We start from the raw sequence: 16,481 nt of genomic DNA, 5'->3' as shown, positions 1-16,481 counted from the left end.
TCGAGCGGAGTGGTTATGGGCGACCGGCACGACTACGTGGCCCTCGAATGGGTCAAGGGCGAAATTGCCGAAACGCTGAGGCAAGCGCATCAGGCCATCGAAGCCGTGCTCGACGATCCGCAGTCCGTGCCCGGGCTGGACGAGTGCCTGGCGTGTATCCACCAGGTCCACGGCAGTCTGCAGATGGTCGAGTTCTACGGCGCGGCCTTGCTCGCCGAAGAGATGGAGCATCTGGTCGAAGCCTTGCAGAACGACCGTGTCAGCCACCGCGACGAAGCCTTGCACCTGCTGTTGCAGGCCTTCGGCCAACTGCCGACCTACCTCGACCGCGTGCAAAGTGCTCGCCGTGACTTGCCGCTGGTGGTACTGCCGCTGATCAACGATCTGCGCAGTGCCCGGGGCGAAAGCCTGTTGTCCGAGACCAGCCTGTTCAGCCCGCAATTGCCGGAGTTGCCGCCGCTGAGCCCGCAAGCGCTGGCCCTGCTGGAACCGGCGGAGCTGCCCAATGTGCTGCGCAAGTTGCGGCAGATGTTGCAGATGGCGCTGGTGGGCTTGCTCCGCGAACAGGACGATCAGACGCACCTCGGTTACCTGAGCAAAGTCTTCACCCGCCTCGAAGCCTTGAGCGGCGATGCACCCTTGAGTCCGTTGTGGCAAGTCGCCTCGGCACTGGTCGAGGGCATGCGCGAAGGGCGGATCGCCAACAGCCCGGCCCTGCGCAGCCTGTTCAAGGACGCCGACAAGGAACTCAAGCGCCTGCTCGAACAAGGCATGGCCGGCCTCAACCAGCCACCGCCGCCCGAGCTGTTCAAAAGCCTGCTGTTCTATATTGCCAAAGCCGAACATCCCACCGGGCAGATGCTGACCATGAAAGATCGCTACTCTCTGGACGACGCGTTGCCCGACAGCGCGATAGTCGACGAAGAACGCGCACGTCTGGCCGGCCCCGACCGCGATGCCATGCGTTCGGTGCTTGCGGCGTTGTGTGAAGAGCTGGTGCGGGTCAAGGAACGCCTCGACCTGTTCGTGCGCAGCGACCGTCAGCACACCTCGGATCTGGACAGCCTGCTGGCGCCGCTGCGTCAGATCGCCGACACCCTCGCGGTGCTCGGTTTCGGCCAGCCGCGCAAGGTCATCATCGATCAATTGGCGGTGGTGCTCAGCCTCGCTCAGGGCCAGCGCGAACCGAACGACGCCACGCTGATGGACGTCGCCGGTGCCTTGCTCTACGTCGAAGCGACGCTGGCCGGGATGGTCGGCACGGTGGAACCGGAGAGCCCGGAAGACTCGCGCCTGCCGACCACCGACCTGACGCAGATCCATCAGATCGTGATCAAGGAAGCACGCATCTGCCTGCAACAGGCCAAGGACATGATCGTCGACTACATCGACGCCGACTGGGATCGCCAGCAACTGCAACCGTTGCCGGCGCTGCTGACTCAGGTGCGTGGCGCGTTGGCGATGATTCCGCTGACCCGTGCGGCGAGTTTGCTAGAAGCCTGCAACGGCTTCATCCGCGAGCATCTGCTGCTCGATCCCCACGAGCCGGGCTGGCAGCAACTGGATAACCTCGCGGACGTCATCACCAGTCTCGAGTATTACCTCGAACGCCTGACCGATGACCCGCAGGCACCGAGCGAGCAGCTGCTGGATGTCGCGCAGAAGAGCCTGGCCCGTCTCGGCTACTTTCCTGACGAGCCGCCCAGCGAACAGCACGTGCCCGTGCTCGAAGATGTGCTCAGCCCCAGCGAAGCGCTGGTGATGCAGGACCTGCAGGAACTCGATGACCCGCAAATCGCCCAGTCGCTGGCCGATGTGCTGGCCAGCCCGGTGTCGGCAGTCAACCCGCCGGCACTGACTACGCCCGGCAGCCTTCTGCCGCCGCCCGCCGATGAAGAGCCGGTGGACGATGAGTTGCGTGAAGTGTTCCTCGAAGAGACCGAGGAAGTGCTCGATGTGCTGCGCGACTACCTGCCGCGCTGGACCGCCGATCCGCAGGACCGTGCAGCTCTCAGTGAGCTGCGCCGGGCCTTTCACACCCTGAAAGGCAGCGGGCGCATGGTGCGTGCGCTGGTGCTCGGCGAACTGGCCTGGGCGGTGGAAAACCTGCTCAACCGTGTGCTGGAGCACAGCGTTGAGCCGGGCCCGGCGGTGCAGCAATTGCTCGCCGATACGCTGTTGTTGCTGCCGGATTTGATTGCTGAATTTGCCATCAATGGTCAGCGTCAGCGCCAGGATGTCGATCACCTCGCGGCCCGGGCCCATGCCTTGGCCAAGGGCGACACGCCGCTGCCGGCCGAAGACGTGGAAGACGTCGCGGCGCTCGATCCGCTGCTGCTGGAGATTTTCCGCAACGAAGCCGAAACCCACCTCGCCAGCCTCAACCGCTTCCTTGATCAGGCCGCCGAACACGTGCCGTTGCAGGCCAGCGATGAACTGCAGCGTGCGCTGCACACCCTCAAGGGCAGTGCGTCGATGGCCGGTGTATTGCCGATCGCCGAACTGGCGGCGCCGCTGGACAAACTGGCCCGGGAGTTCAAGGCCCACCAACTGGCCCTGGACCTGGACGAAGTGGAGTTGCTGCTGGAAGCCGAAGGCTTGTTCCGTGTCGGCCTGCGCCAGCTCAAACACGACCCGCTGGCACCGATTGTCGGTGCGCAGTCGCTGATCAAGCGCACCGAAACCCTGCTGAGCGAGCGGCTGGAATCCATCCTCAACGCACCGAGCAGTGCCCTGCGGGTCAAGCGCGATCCGCAGCTGATCAACAACTTCCTGGCTCAGGGCATGGACATCCTGCTCGACGCCGAGAACCTCTTGCAGCGCTGGCAACAGCACCCCGGTGAACGCCAGGAACTCAGTGCGCTGCTGGATGAACTGACGACCCTCGGCGAGGCCGCGCACCTGGCGGACCTGCTGCCGGTGGATGTGTTGTGCGAAGCCTTGCTGGATTTGTATGGCGCGGTGGAAGAAAGCAGTCTCGCGGTCAGCGAGCGGTTTTTCCATGAGGCGCAGCAGGCCCACGAAGCGCTGATCAACATGCTCGACGAACTCGCCGCCGGCCAGGAAATCACCCCGCAACCCCAGCGCATCCGTGCGCTGCACGAACTGCTCGACGAAGGCCTCGACCCGTCGGCCATGGGCCTGATCCGCAGCGACGGCAGCCGAACCCTGAGTATTTCCGAGCTGGGCAGCGCCACTGCCGAACTGCAAAAAAGCACTCACGGAATGGGCGCGGATGACGAGATCGTCGAGATCTTCCTCGAAGAGGCGGTGGACATTCTCGACAGCGCCGGGCAAGCCTTGCAGCGCTGGTTGAACGACCCGGAAAACGGCGCGCCGCTGTCGTCGCTGCAACGGGACTTGCACACCCTCAAGGGCGGTGCGCGGATGGCCGAGGTCGAGGCGATCGGCGACCTGGCCCAGGAGCTGGAAAACCTTTACGAAGGACTGGTGGATCGCCGCTACAACCACAGCGATGCACTGGGCCGGCTGTTGCTGCAAAGCCATGAGCGCCTGGCGTTGTACCTCGATCAACTGCATGACCATCAACCGCTGAAACCGGCGCCGGACCTGATCGACGCGATCCGCCAGTTCCGTCAGGGCCAGGCCGGCAGTCCCGAGGCACCGCCGGAGGCCGCCAGCCATGAAGGCGCCGGACACGACCCGGAACTGCTGGAGATCTTCCTCGAAGAAGGTTTCGACATCATCGAAAACTCCGGTGCCGCGCTGCTGCGCTGGCAGGCCGAACCCGGCAACCGCCAGGAAGTGGAAACCCTGCTGCGCGACCTGCACACCCTCAAGGGTGGCGCGCGGATGGTGGAGATCGGCCCGATTGGCGACCTCGCCCATGAGCTCGAATACCTTTACGAAAGCCTGTCCTCCGGCACCCTGCAAAGCAGCGCCGAACTGTTCGCCCTGTTGCAGCGCGGCCATGACCGGTTGGCGCAAATGCTCGATGCGGTGCGCGCCGGCCAGCCATGCCCGCCGGCGGATCGACTGATCGGTGCGATCCAGAATTTCAGCCACCCGGTGGCGGTGGAAACGCCAGCGCCGATATTGCCGGTGCCCTTGAAGACCGAACCCGCCGCGCCCGCTGCCGAGGCCGGCGCGGACATGGTCAAGGTCTCCGCCGAACTGCTGGATGAACTGGTCAACCTTGCGGGCGAAACCTCGATTTTCCGTGGGCGTATCGAACAGCAGGTCAGCGATGCACAGACCGCGCTGAATGAAATGGAAACCACCATCGAGCGTATGCGCGACCAGTTGCGCCGGCTCGACACCGAAACCCAGGGGCGGATTCTCAGCCGTCAGCAAGTGGACGCCGAACGTCTGGGCTACGAAGAATTCGATCCGCTGGAAATGGATCGCCACTCGCAGTTGCAGCAGTTGTCCCGGGCGTTGTTTGAATCCGCCTCCGACCTGCTCGACCTCAAGGAAACCCTCGACCGGCGCACCCACGACGCCGAGAACCTGCTGCAACAGCAAGGCCGGATCAACACCGAATTGCAGGAAGGCCTGATGCGCACGCGCATGGTGCCGTTCGAGCGCATGCTGCCGCGACTCAAGCGCATCGTTCGTCAGGTCGCCGAAGAGCTGAACAAGGACGTGGCGTTCACCGTCGGCAACGCCGAAGGCGAGATGGATCGCAACGTTCTCGAACGCATGGCGGCGCCGCTGGAGCACATGCTGCGCAACGCCGTCGACCATGGTCTGGAACCTGCCGACGTGCGACTCGCTGCCGGCAAACCGGCTCAGGGGCAGATCAGCCTCGACCTGTCCCGCGAGGGCGGCGACATCGTTTTCGACATCCGCGACGACGGCGCCGGGGTGCCGCTGGACGCCGTGCGACGCAAGGCGATCAAGCGTGGCCTGCTGGCACCGAACGCGGAAATCAGCGACCGCGAAGTGTTGCAGTTCATCCTGCAACCGGGCTTCTCCACCGCCGAAAAAATCACCCAGATTTCCGGGCGCGGCGTGGGCATGGACGTGGTCCACGAAGAAGTGCGACAACTGGGCGGCACCATGAGCATCGATTCGGTGCCGGGGCAGGGCGTGCATTTCCGCATTCGCCTGCCGTTCACCGTGTCGGTCAACCGCGCACTGATGGTGCAGTGCGGCGAGGATCAATACGCGATTCCGCTGAACACCATCGACGGCATCGTTCGCGTGTTGCCGAATGAACTGGACGGGCATTTCCGTCACGATCCGCCGCGTTACGAGTACGGCGGCCAGCGTTATGAACTGTGCTATCTGGGCGAACTGCTGAAAACCGCGCCACGGCCGAAACTGCTGGGCCAGAGCCTGCCGCTGCCGGTGCTGCTGGTGCAGTGCAACGACCGGCACATCGCGGTGCAGGTCGACGCCATGGCCGGCACCCGCGAGATCGTGGTCAAAAGCCTCGGCCCGCAGTTCGCGGCGGTGCAGGGCGTGTCCGGGGCGACGATCCTCGGCGACGGCCGGGTGGTGCTGATTCTCGATCTGCTGGCGCCGATCCGCGCCATGCAGGCGCGATTGCCGCAGCGTCCGACTGGTCACGAAATCGAAAGTGAACCGCAGAAGCCGCTGCTGGTGCTGGTGGTCGATGACTCGGTCACCGTGCGCAAGGTCACCAGCCGCCTGCTCGAACGCCACGGCATGAACGTACTGACCGCCAAGGACGGGGTCGATGCGATGCTACTGCTTGAAGAACACATGCCGGACCTGATGCTGCTCGACATCGAAATGCCACGCATGGACGGCTTCGAAGTGGCGACCCAGGTGCGCCACGATGAACGCCTGCAACACCTGCCGATCATCATGATCACCTCGCGCACCGGGCAGAAACACCGCGACCGCGCCATGGCCATCGGCGTCAACGACTACCTCGGCAAGCCGTACCAGGAATCGGTGCTGCTCGAAAGCATTGCCCTGTGGAGCAAAAAACATGCATGAGCGGCGTCATAACCAGCGCAGCAGCCAGCTCACCGGGCTGTTGCTGCCGCTGGCCGACCGGAATCTGATCCTGCCCAACGTCGCCGTCGCCGAGCTGATCGACTATCAGTCCAGCGCCTTCGATCTCGATACACCGCCGTGGTATCTGGGCCGGGTGACCTGGCGTGAGCGGCAGATACCGCTGCTGAGTTTCGAGTCGGCGTGCGGCAACAAGATCGTCATCGGCGAACGGGCCAGGATCGTCATCCTCAACGCCCTCGGCGGATTGCCGACGCTGCGTTTCATTGCCTTGCTGGTGCAGGGGATTCCGCGCTCGTACAAGCTCGACAGCCAGTTGAGTTATGTCGACGTGCCGCTGTGTGCGCTGGAGCAGGCGGCGGTGCAGGTCGGGGAGCAGGTGGCGAAGGTGCCGGATCTGTTGGCGCTGGAGAAGTTGTTGGTGGACGCGGGACTAGTTCATTGATCCAGAGTCTGCAGTGTTCGGTTTGGCCTCATCGCGAGCAGGCTCGCTCCCACATTTGAAATGCGTTCCCCCTGTGGGAGCGAGCTTGCTCGCGATAGCGATTCCAACCATTACGCTGAGCGTAATGATTCACCACCGCGCTTGATTGATGCCCCCACCCGACACTCCTAAGGTAGCTCCACGACAGCGAACCCCGTGGAGTGAGCATGACAACAACAATTTCCCCCGACTCGCGCTGGACGCGGCGGCGCGACGAGAAGCAGCGGCGCCTCGACAAGGTGCGCGGGCTGGCCGACGGTGCGGTGTTGCCCACCGACAGGATCGTCGCGGCGCTCGAAGCGCTGATCCTGCCCGGCGACCGTGTGGTGCTGGAGGGCAACAACCAGAAGCAGGCGGATTTTCTTTCCCGTGCTTTGGCCAAGGCCGATCCTGAAAAGCTCCACGACCTGCACATGATCATGCCCAGCGTCGGCCGCTCCGAGCATCTGGACCTGTTCGAGCGCGGCATCGCCCGCAAGCTCGATTTCTCCTTTGCCGGCACCCAGAGCCTGCGCATCAGCCAGTTGCTCGAAGACGGCCTGCTGGAAGTCGGCGCGATCCACACCTACATCGAACTCTACGCCCGGCTGGTGGTGGACCTGATCCCCAACGTCGTGCTTTCGGCCGGGTTCATGGCCGACCGTGCCGGCAACATCTACACCGGCCCGAGCACTGAAGACACCCCGGCGCTGATCGAACCGGCGGCGTTCAGCGATGGCATCGTCATTGTCCAGGTCAATCAACTGGTGGACGACGTCAGTGAACTGCCTCGCGTGGACATTCCCGCGTCATGGGTGGATTTCGTGGTGGTGGCGGACAAGCCGTTCTACATCGAACCGTTGTTCACCCGCGACCCTCGCCACATCAAGCCTGTGCACGTGCTGATGGCGATGATGGCGATCCGTGGCATCTACGAAAAACACAACGTGCAGTCGCTGAACCACGGCATCGGTTTCAACACCGCCGCCATCGAATTGATCCTGCCGACCTACGGCGAATCCCTCGGCCTCAAGGGCAAGATCTGCCGCAACTGGACCCTCAATCCGCACCCGACTTTGATCCCGGCGATTGAAAGCGGTTGGGTCGAAAGCGTGCATTGCTTCGGCACCGAACTGGGCATGGAGAACTACATCGCCGCCCGCCCTGACGTGTTCTTCACCGGCCGTGACGGCTCGCTGCGTTCCAACCGGATGTTCTGCCAACTGGCCGGGCAATACGCAGTGGACCTGTTCATCGGCGCGACCCTGCAAGTCGATGGCGATGGCCATTCCTCCACCGTTACCCGAGGCCGCCTCGCCGGCTTCGGCGGCGCACCGAACATGGGCCACGATCCGCGCGGTCGCCGGCACGGCACCCCGGCGTGGCTCGACATGCGTCATGACGATTCGCAGCAACCGATGCTCGAACGCGGCAAGAAACTCGTGGTGCAGATGGTCGAGACCTTCCAGGAGGGCGGCAAACCGACCTTCGTCGAAACCCTCGACGCGGTGGAAGTAGCGAAAAAAAGCGGCATGCCGCTGGCGCCGATCATGATCTATGGCGACGACGTCACCCATCTGCTCACCGAAGAAGGCATCGCCTACCTGTACAAGGCGCGCTCGCTGGAAGAGCGTCAGGCGATGATCGCCGCCGTTGCGGGTGTCACCGTCATCGGCCTGCGCCACAACCCGAAAGACACCGAGCGCATGCGCCGCGAAGGGCTGATCGCCTTGCCCGAAGACCTTGGTATCCGCCGCACCGACGCCACCCGCGAATTGCTCGCGGCGAAAAGCGTGGCCGATCTGGTCGAGTGGTCCGGCGGCCTCTACAACCCGCCCGCCAAGTTCAGGAGCTGGTAATGCACGCACTCAACCTGAAAGCGAAACCTGTTTCCTTGGCCGACCGGTTAGCGGATCTGGCCGTGGATGCACTGATCGACGAAGCCGACCTGTCGCCGAAACCGGCGCTAGTCGACCGTCGTGGCAACGGTGCGCACACCGACCTGCACCTGGGATTGATGCACGCCTCGGCGCTGGCGTTGTGGCCGGCGTTCAAGGAAATGGCCGAGGCCGCGCTTGAGTTCGGCGAGATCGGCTTGCCGCTGCGCGAAGCCATTGGCCGCATCGGCCGTGAAGGCGAACAAGCGATGCTCGCCACCACCCACGGCGTGAACACCCATCGCGGTGCAATCTGGGCATTGGGCCTGCTGGTCACGGCCGCTGCGCTGGACACGAAAACCACCAGCGCTGGCGCCGTTACCCTACGCGCCGCACGTCTGGCGTTGCTCGATGACCGTCATGCGCCGCGTCCACTGAGCCACGGCGCGCAAGTCGCCCAACGTTACGGCGCTCGCGGTGCCCGGGAAGAAGCGCAGCTCGGCTTCCCCTCCGTGGTGCAGCGTGGCCTGCCGCAGCTCAAACGCAGCCGCGCCGCCGGCCATGGTGAACAGAACGCCCGGCTCGATGCCTTGCTGGCGATCATGACCGACCTTGCCGACACCTGCGTGCTGTACCGCGCCGGCGAACCGGGCCTGCACGTCATGCAGCACGGCGCTCAAGCGGTGCTCGACGCCGGGGGCAGTGCCAGCCTTACCGGTCGCCGCCGCCTGCACGAACTGGATCAACAACTCATCGCATTGAATGCCTCGCCCGGTGGCGCCGCCGACTTGCTCGCCGCCACGCTGCTGCTCGACCGGATCGAGCGCGACGGCATCCTTCAGGGAGCGTTTTGATGGAAACCTTATCCTTTGAATTCCCCGCCGGGCAGCCGCCACGGGGTCGGGCGCTGGTCGGTTGTGTCGGCTCGGGCGATCTGGAAGTGCTGATCGAACCGGGCCTCGCCGGCAAGCTGACAATCAATGTGCAGACCTCGGTCAACGGCGCGCAGCAGCGCTGGCAGCATCTGTTTGCGCGGATGTTCGATGGCACCACGCCACCGGCGATGGCCATCGATATCCACGACTTCGGCGCGACGCCGGGCGTGGTTCGCCTGCGACTGGAACAAGGCTTCGAGGAGATCGGCCATGACTGATACCTCAACGCTTCTGCACAAACATTCGTTCGTCGAACTCGGCGCACGGCAGCGTGCGAAAGCCTTGCTCGATACCGGCACCTTCCGCGAACTGCTCGACCCGTTTCAGCGCGTGATGTCGCCATGGCTGGAACGCCAGGGCGTGGTGCCGCAGGCCGATGACGGCGTGGTGATCGCCAAGGGCAACCTCGACGGTTTGCCGGTGGTGATCGCGGCGATTGAAGGCGCGTTTCAGGGTGGCAGTCTCGGTGAAGTCGGTGGCGCCAAAATCGCCGGCGCACTGGAACTGGCGGCTGAAGACAACCGCAAAGGCATCCCGACCCGCGCCATTCTGCTGCTGGAGACCGGCGGCGTGCGCTTGCAGGAAGCCAACCTCGGCCTGGCGGCGATTGCCGACATCCACGCAGCGATTGTCGATCTGCAGCAGTACCAACCGGTGGTTGGTGTGGTGGCTGGCAGCGTCGGTTGTTTCGGCGGTATGTCGATTGCCGCCGCGTTGTGCAGCTACTTGCTGGTGACTCAGGAAGCACGCCTCGGCCTGAACGGCCCGCAGGTGATCGAGCAGGAAGCCGGGATCGAGGAATACGACTCCCGCGACCGGCCTTTCATCTGGAGCCTGACCGGCGGTGAGCAACGTTTCGCCAGTGGACTGGTTGACCGTTATGTCGCCGATGACGTGGCGCAGATTCGCCAGCAGGTCGGCGAATTGCTGCAACAAGGCTTGCCGCTGCAACCGCGCAGTCAGCGGGCCGAGTGGTTCCTGCAACGCCTGACGAGCCTGGACACTGACAAGCAAATCGAGCCTTCGGTGGTTCGCGATCTGTTTCAAGGAGAGCGCTCATGAGTGGTTATTCCGTGCGCGGTTTGAACTGGTTCAACGCCTTGAGCGCCGGGGCGAATGCCGTTGAGGGTTTGCCGCCATCGTTGAAGGTCGCCGACGGGGCACTCGGGCGTTTTATCGCCGTGGTCGCCGATCCGCAAAACCGTTTCCCTCGGGCTCGCAACGGCGAAGTCGGTTTGCTCGAAGGCTGGGGCCTGGCCACGGCTGTGGATGATGCGATCACCGCCGACCAAGACAAAACGCAAAAACGTCCCTTGATTGCCATCGTCGATGTGCCGAGCCAGGCCTACGGTCGTCGCGAAGAAGCCCTCGGCATTCATCAGGCCCTGGCCGGTGCGGCGGATGCATACGCCCGCGCTCGCCTGGCCGGGCATCCGGTGATTGCGCTGCTGGTGGGCAAGGCCATGTCCGGGGCGTTTCTGGCCCACGGTTATCAGGCCAACCGCTTGATCGCCCTGCGTGATCCGGGGGTGATGGTGCATGCGATGGGCAAGGCGTCGGCGGCGCGGGTGACCCTGCGCAGCGTCGAAGAACTGGAAGCCCTGGCGTCCAGCGTGCCGCCGATGGCTTATGACATCGACAGCTACGCCAGCCTCGGCTTGCTCTGGGAAACCTTGTCGGTGCAACAGATCGAACAGCCGACAGCGGAGGATCTGGCGCGGGTCGGCGAATGCCTGAAGCAGGCCATCGGCGATATTGGCGCGACGGATTTGAGCAATCGTCTCGGCGCTAAAAATCGCGAAGCCTCCAGCCGCGTGCGTGAGCTGCTGAGGGCGCAGTGGTGAACCGCTTTCTCGCCCACGACCTGCTGTGGGGCATGACGCCTGAGCAGTTGCCGGCGGATGCGCCGCAATGGGCGATTGACTCGCTGGCGGCCGGGCAACCGGTGGTGGTGCGGCGGGCGCTGAGTGAAGACGGTTTCGTGCCGGTGGGCGTGCGCGGTCGGTTGCGCGAGCAGCGGCTGGCGGCGTTCATGTCTGCCGATTCGATTACCTGTCGGGTCAGCCCGGAAGCACTTTGTCATGTCGAGAGCGAACGTGATTTGCCGGTCATGCGGGTGCTCCGGCAACTGCGGCCGGTGCTCGATGATTGCGGTTGGGTCTGGGGCGTCAGTGGCAGCGTCGGGTTTGAACTGGCGAGCGGTTTTGCGGCAATGCATGAGGCCAGCGATCTCGATCTGATCCTGCGCACACCGCAACTCATCACCCGTAATCAGGCACGCAAACTGGTCGCGGTTTTCGATCAGGCGATCTGCCGGGTCGACATGCAATTGCAGACGCCATTCGGTGCCGTCGCCCTGCGCGAATGGGCCGGGAATACTTCGCGGGTGCTGCTGAAAAGCGCCCATGAAGCCTGTCTGGTATCTGATCCGTGGAACCCGCAGGAGCAGGCAGCGTGAGCAGCCTGCTGGTGTTTCCCGGTCAGGGCGCGCAACAGCCCGGCATGCTCCAGCGTTTGCCTCGGGAAACGCTGATCGAGGCCAGCGATAGCCTCGGTGAGGATGTCTTGCGCCTGGACTCCGCCGAGGCGTTGCGCAGCACCCGGGCGGTTCAGCTTTGCCTGCTGATCGCCGGCGTCGCGGCGTCGCGGCAGTTGTTGCAGGACGGACTCACCGCCGATTACGTCGCCGGCCTGTCCATCGGTGCGTATCCGGCAGCAGTGGTCGCCGGCGCGTTGAGTTTCAGCGATGCGTTGCATCTGGTCAGCCTGCGCGGCGAGTTGATGCAGCAGGCTTATCCACAGGGCTTCGGCATGACCGCGATCATCGGTCTGCAATTATCCACCGTCGAAACGCTGCTGGCGCAGGTGCACGGCGCAGAAACGCCGGTGTACCTGGCCAATATCAACGCTGATAACCAGGTGGTGATCGCCGGCAGTGATCAGGCGATGCACGCGGTCGCCGAGCTGGCGCGCAGTCGTGGCGCCGGGCTGGCAAAACGTCTGGCGGTCAGCGTGCCGTCGCACTGCCCGCTGCTGGATGAACCTGCGCAAACACTCGCCGAAGCGTTCAAAAAGGTAGAACTGAAAACACCAAAAATCGCTTACCTGAGCGGCAGTCGCGCAAGGCCTGTGACCAAGGTAGAAGCGCTGCGCGACGACCTCGCCTTCAATATGTGCCGCGTGGTGGACTGGCGTGGCACCGTGCAAAGCGCCTACGAGCGCGGCGTGCGACTACAGATCGAACTGCCGCCCGGTGCGGTGCTGACCGGGCTGGCGCGCCGGGTATTCGAACAGGGGACTGTCACTGCCTTCGACAGTGCCCGGCTCGACACCTTGCAGGCGCTGTTGCGAGAGGAGGAGGGCCGACGACCCTAAATCACCGACTCAGGCTTCGAACAACAAAAACAACATTCGACGATGCACTTTGAGGACTACAACAATGATTATTTACGGTGTGGCGCTGCTGGCGATCTGTACGTTGGCAGGGGTGATCATGGGTGACCTGCTCGGCGTGCTGCTGGGAGTCAAATCCAACGTCGGCGGGGTCGGCATTGCCATGATCCTGTTGATCTGCGCGCGGTTGTGGATGCAGAAGCGCGGCGGCATGACCAAGGATTGCGAGATGGGCGTCGGCTTCTGGGGCGCCATGTACATTCCGGTGGTGGTGGCGATGGCCGCGCAACAGAACGTTGTCACCGCCCTGCACGGCGGCCCGGTGGCGGTGCTGGCGGCGATCGGTTCGGTGGTGGTCTGTGGCTGCACCATTGCCCTGATCAGCCGCACCCACAAGGGCGAGCCGTTGCCCGATGAACCGGCGGAAGTCTCCCCGGTCGGCACACCGGTAGGAGGTCGCTGATATGTGGGATCTCATTGAAAAGGGTCTGGAACACAACGGTCTGATCACGGCGTTCGCCTTCGTCGGCGTGATCATGTGGGTCTCGGTGATTCTCTCCAAACGCCTGACGTTCGGGCGGATTCACGGCTCGGCGATTGCCATCGTCATTGGCCTGGTGCTGGCCTGGGTTGGCGGGACCATGACCGGTGGGCAAAAGGGTCTGGCGGATCTTTCGTTGTTCTCCGGCATCGGCCTGATGGGCGGTGCGATGCTGCGGGATTTTGCCATCGTCGCCACGGCGTTCGAGGTGCAGGCGACCGAGGCGAAGAAGGCCGGTTTGATTGGCGTGATCGCGTTGCTGCTGGGCACGATCCTGCCGTTCATTGTCGGCGCGTGCATGGCTTACGCGTTCGGTTATCGCGATGCCGTGAGCATGACCACCATCGGGGCGGGTGCGGTGACTTACATCGTCGGCCCGGTGACCGGCGCAGCGATTGGCGCGACCTCGGATGTGATGGCGCTGTCGATTGCCACCGGGTTGATCAAGGCGATTCTGGTGATGGTCGGCACCCCGGTGGCGGCGCGCTGGATGGGCCTGGATAACCCGCGTTCGGCGATGGTGTTTGGCGGGTTGGCCGGGACGGTGAGTGGCGTGACGGCGGGGCTGGCGGCGACGGATCGGCGGTTGGTGCCTTATGGGGCGTTGACCGCTACTTTCCACACCGGGCTTGGGTGCCTGCTTGGGCCTTCGCTGCTGTTCTTCATCGTCCGCGGGATTGTGGGCTAACAGATCGTTGATCGTTCCCACGCAGAGCGTGGGAACGATCATCACACCGCCAACTGGCGATTGGCATACATCCGACACTCCGCCAACAACGCCAGCAAATTCGGATCCCGCTCCTTGGCCTTCAAAAACACCACCCCGATGTGCTGCTGCAACCGGTACTTCTCCTGCAACGGAATCAGCTTCACCCGGTTCTCGTACACCGCTGCAATCCTCCCCGGCAGCAACGCATAACCCACCCCCGAGCTGACCATGCTCAGCAGGGTGAAGATGTCGTTGACCTGCATCGCCACCTTCGGCTCGAACCCCGCCTGGCGGAACACCCGGATGCCGTCCTGATGAGTGGCGAAGCCTTGGGTGAGGGTGATGAAGGTTTCGTCGCGCACCTCCGCCAGATCCACTTCGCTGCGTTGGGCGAAGCGGGAGTCGGCCGGGGTGGCGAGGAAGATGTCGTCGGAAAACAGCGGAATCTGCTCGCAGTCCGGATCGTTGACGCTGTCGTCCAGCGACACCAGGATCGCGTCGACTTCCATGTTTTTCAGCTTGTAGAGCAGGTCGATGTTCGAGCCGAGGATCAGGTCGATGTTGAGTTCGCTGCGGCGGATCTTCAAACCCATGATCAGCTGCGGCACGGTTTTCACCGTCAGCGAATACAGCGAGCCGAGCTTGAAGCGCTCGGCCGAGAACCCGGCGGCTTCGCGGGTCAGGCGCACGCTTTCGACCACGTCCTGAATCAGCTTCTGTGCGCGTTCTTCGAGCACGTAGGCGCTTTCCAGCGGCGTCAGGTTGCGCCCTTCGTGCTTGAACAACGGGCAGCGCAGGGCGCTTTCCAGCGAATGGATCGCACGGTGCACGCTGACGTTGCTGGTCTGTAGCTCGGCGGCGGCGCGGGCGAGGTTGCCGGTGCGCATGAAGGCGAGGAACACCTCGAGTTTCTTCAGGGTCAATTCTTCGTCGATCAGCATGGCGCGGACTCTTCTTGGTATCGCTCGATTGTGCCCAAATATCAGGACAGGTGCAGGCCCGCGTTGAACGGAAACATTGCGCTTTTACGCTCAAGGCCCGAGCCTTGCGCGCTGCGGTAATGAAATCGAGGTGTGCGACACATGTATCACGGAGAAAAACTGAACGCCTGGACGCATCTGGTCGGGGCGGTAGCGGCGTTTGTCGGGGGCGTCTGGATGCTGGTGATTGCCAGCCTCGACGGCAGCCCCTGGAAGATCGTCAGCGTGGCGATTTACGCTTTCACCTTGCTGGTGCTCTACAGCGCGTCCACCGTTTACCACAGCGTGCGCGGGCGCAAGAAAGCGATCATGAAGAAGGTCGATCACTTTTCGATCTACCTGCTGATCGCCGGCAGTTACACGCCGTTCTGTCTGGTGACCCTGCGCGGGCCGTGGGGCTGGACGCTGTTCGGGATTGTCTGGGGGCTGGCGCTGATCGGCATCCTGCAAGAGATCAAGCCGCGCTCGGAGGCGCGGATCCTGTCGATCGTGATCTACGCGGTGATGGGCTGGATCGTGCTGGTGGCGGTCAAGCCGCTGATTGCGGCGCTGGGAACGGCGGGGTTCGCCTGGCTGGCGTCGGGCGGCGTGTTGTACACCGTGGGGATTATCTTTTTTGCCCTTGATCACAGGTTGCGGCATGCCCACGGGATCTGGCATTTGTTTGTGATCGCCGGGAGTCTGCTGCACTTTGTGGCGATTCTGTTTTACGTCCTTTAAGGGCGCATCAATCGGTCGAGTTGTTCCCCGGCGCGCTGACTGAAGATCTGCAGCAAATCATTCAGGGTGTGGGGCGGAGGTTCGGTAGCGCGGGTCACGGCGTACAGCGTGATCGGCAGCGGCGGGGCGAGAGGGCGGATAGTGGTGGTGGCCGATGAGGCACCGAGCGCGGTGAACGGATCAATCACCGCCACGCCGGCCCCGGATTCAACCATCGCCCGCGCCAGAGAATAGGTCTGCACGGCGATCCGCACCCGAGGCGGTGGCTCGACCGCTTCCAGATAACTGTCGAGGCGCGCGGCCAGCGGATCGGCGCTGGACAGCCCGATCAGCGGCGCCCCGGCCAGAGCCATCAGCGGCAACGGCTGGCCGGCGTCTTCCTGCGGCCAATAACCTTTCGGCGCCAGCGCCACCAGAACCCCCGAGGCCAATGCCTGCGCTTTCAGCCCCGGATGATCCGGCAACTGCAACGTCAGGGCCACGTCCACTTCGCGCATCAGCAGGTTCTGCATCAGCTCGCGGCTGTGGGCGCTGGACAGTTCGCAGGCGATGTCCGGGAACTGCGCTGTCCATTGCCGGATCGCCGGCGGCAGCAACGACAGCGCCAGCGCCGGGGTCGCACCGATTCGCAGACTGTGGCCGGGCTCGCGACGCAGGCTCTGGGCCAGGCGCCGCACGCCTTGCAGGCTTTCCGTGACCTTGTCGACTTCGCGCTCCAGCTCCAGCGCTTCCGGGGTCGCCTGCAACTTGCCGCGCACCCGCAGAAATAACGGAAAGCCCAGCTGTTGCTCGGCGTGCTGCAGCACTTTGGTCACCGCCGGTTGCGAGACGTGCAGCAATTGCGCAGCGGCGCTGACCGAGCCGGTCTGGCGGATGGCCTGGAAAATCTCGATATGACGAAGGCGCATGACGAT

At 63.8% G+C, this 16,481-nt stretch carries 14 protein-coding genes; 12 read left to right on the top strand and 2 right to left on the bottom strand.

From position 1 onward, the window contains the following. Nucleotides 1–15 precede the first annotated feature (15 nt). The 11 genes from CAG02_RS05570 (at nt 16) to madM (ending at nt 13,846) form a co-directional block, all read left to right on the top strand. On the top strand, nt 16–5,931 hold the full coding sequence (locus CAG02_RS05570) for an Hpt domain-containing protein (protein WP_085709086.1): 5,916 nt from the start codon (nt 16–18) through the stop codon (nt 5,929–5,931). Further along, nucleotides 5,924–6,394, top strand: a complete 471-nt coding sequence (locus CAG02_RS05565) for a chemotaxis protein CheW (protein ID WP_085709087.1) — start codon at nt 5,924–5,926, stop codon at nt 6,392–6,394. The genes CAG02_RS05570 and CAG02_RS05565 overlap by 8 nt, the downstream gene beginning before the upstream one ends. Nucleotides 6,395–6,600: 206 nt before the next feature. After that, complete coding sequence (gene mdcA / locus CAG02_RS05560; RefSeq protein WP_085709088.1) at nt 6,601–8,271, top strand: malonate decarboxylase subunit alpha; 1,671 nt, start codon at nt 6,601–6,603, stop codon at nt 8,269–8,271. Next, complete coding sequence (locus tag CAG02_RS05555) at nt 8,271–9,143, top strand: triphosphoribosyl-dephospho-CoA synthase (protein ID WP_085709089.1); 873 nt, start codon at nt 8,271–8,273, stop codon at nt 9,141–9,143. The genes mdcA and CAG02_RS05555 overlap by 1 nt, the downstream gene beginning before the upstream one ends. Beyond that, a complete protein-coding gene (locus CAG02_RS05550) occupies nt 9,143–9,442 on the top strand; it encodes a malonate decarboxylase subunit delta (protein WP_003229075.1) in 300 nt (99 codons plus the stop codon). The genes CAG02_RS05555 and CAG02_RS05550 overlap by 1 nt, the downstream gene beginning before the upstream one ends. After that, nucleotides 9,435–10,286, top strand: coding sequence for a biotin-independent malonate decarboxylase subunit beta (locus CAG02_RS05545; protein WP_085709090.1), 852 nt, complete (start codon nt 9,435–9,437; stop codon nt 10,284–10,286). The genes CAG02_RS05550 and CAG02_RS05545 overlap by 8 nt, the downstream gene beginning before the upstream one ends. Next, nucleotides 10,283–11,068 carry a biotin-independent malonate decarboxylase subunit gamma gene (mdcE, locus tag CAG02_RS05540; protein ID WP_085709091.1) on the top strand — a complete coding sequence of 262 codons (786 nt, stop codon included), beginning with the start codon at nt 10,283–10,285 and terminating at the stop codon, nt 11,066–11,068. Before CAG02_RS05545 ends, mdcE begins: the two co-directional genes overlap by 4 nt. After that, the gene (locus tag CAG02_RS05535) at nt 11,062–11,682 is read left to right on the top strand and encodes a malonate decarboxylase holo-ACP synthase (RefSeq protein ID WP_085709092.1); all 621 of its coding nucleotides are present in this window, start codon (nt 11,062–11,064) and stop codon (nt 11,680–11,682) included. The genes mdcE and CAG02_RS05535 overlap by 7 nt, the downstream gene beginning before the upstream one ends. Beyond that, nucleotides 11,679–12,599 carry a malonate decarboxylase subunit epsilon gene (gene mdcH / locus CAG02_RS05530; protein WP_085709093.1) on the top strand — a complete coding sequence of 307 codons (921 nt, stop codon included), beginning with the start codon at nt 11,679–11,681 and terminating at the stop codon, nt 12,597–12,599. Before CAG02_RS05535 ends, mdcH begins: the two co-directional genes overlap by 4 nt. A 64-nt stretch (nt 12,600–12,663) precedes the next feature. After that, nucleotides 12,664–13,080: a malonate transporter subunit MadL gene (gene madL / locus CAG02_RS05525; RefSeq protein ID WP_085709094.1), complete on the top strand. Its 417-nt coding sequence runs from the start codon at nt 12,664–12,666 to the stop codon at nt 13,078–13,080. Nucleotide 13,081: 1 nt separating this feature from the next. Next, complete coding sequence (madM, locus tag CAG02_RS05520) at nt 13,082–13,846, top strand: malonate transporter subunit MadM (protein ID WP_085709095.1); 765 nt, start codon at nt 13,082–13,084, stop codon at nt 13,844–13,846. A 41-nt stretch (nt 13,847–13,887) separates the two neighbouring features. Here madM and CAG02_RS05515 read toward each other — a convergent pair whose 3' ends face one another. Next, nucleotides 13,888–14,808, bottom strand: coding sequence for a LysR substrate-binding domain-containing protein (locus tag CAG02_RS05515; protein ID WP_085709096.1), 921 nt, complete (start codon nt 14,806–14,808; stop codon nt 13,888–13,890). A gap of 141 nt (nt 14,809–14,949) precedes the next feature. On the opposite strand from CAG02_RS05515, the gene CAG02_RS05510 reads away from it, so the two are divergent. Next, on the top strand, nt 14,950–15,567 hold the full coding sequence (locus CAG02_RS05510) for a hemolysin III family protein (RefSeq protein ID WP_011336351.1): 618 nt from the start codon (nt 14,950–14,952) through the stop codon (nt 15,565–15,567). Here the strand turns inward: CAG02_RS05510 and CAG02_RS05505 are convergent. Further along, on the bottom strand, nt 15,564–16,475 hold the full coding sequence (locus tag CAG02_RS05505) for a LysR family transcriptional regulator (protein ID WP_085709097.1): 912 nt from the start codon (nt 16,473–16,475) through the stop codon (nt 15,564–15,566). The two genes, CAG02_RS05510 and CAG02_RS05505, sit on opposite strands and share 4 nt — an antisense overlap. Nucleotides 16,476–16,481 lie beyond the last annotated feature (6 nt).

It is taken from the genome of Pseudomonas sp. R43(2017) (assembly GCF_002112345.1).
Taxonomy (GTDB): domain Bacteria; phylum Pseudomonadota; class Gammaproteobacteria; order Pseudomonadales; family Pseudomonadaceae; genus Aquipseudomonas; species Aquipseudomonas kribbensis.
The sequence above is the reverse complement of the archived record's forward strand: the minus strand, read 5'-3'. Positions and strand labels throughout refer to the sequence as shown.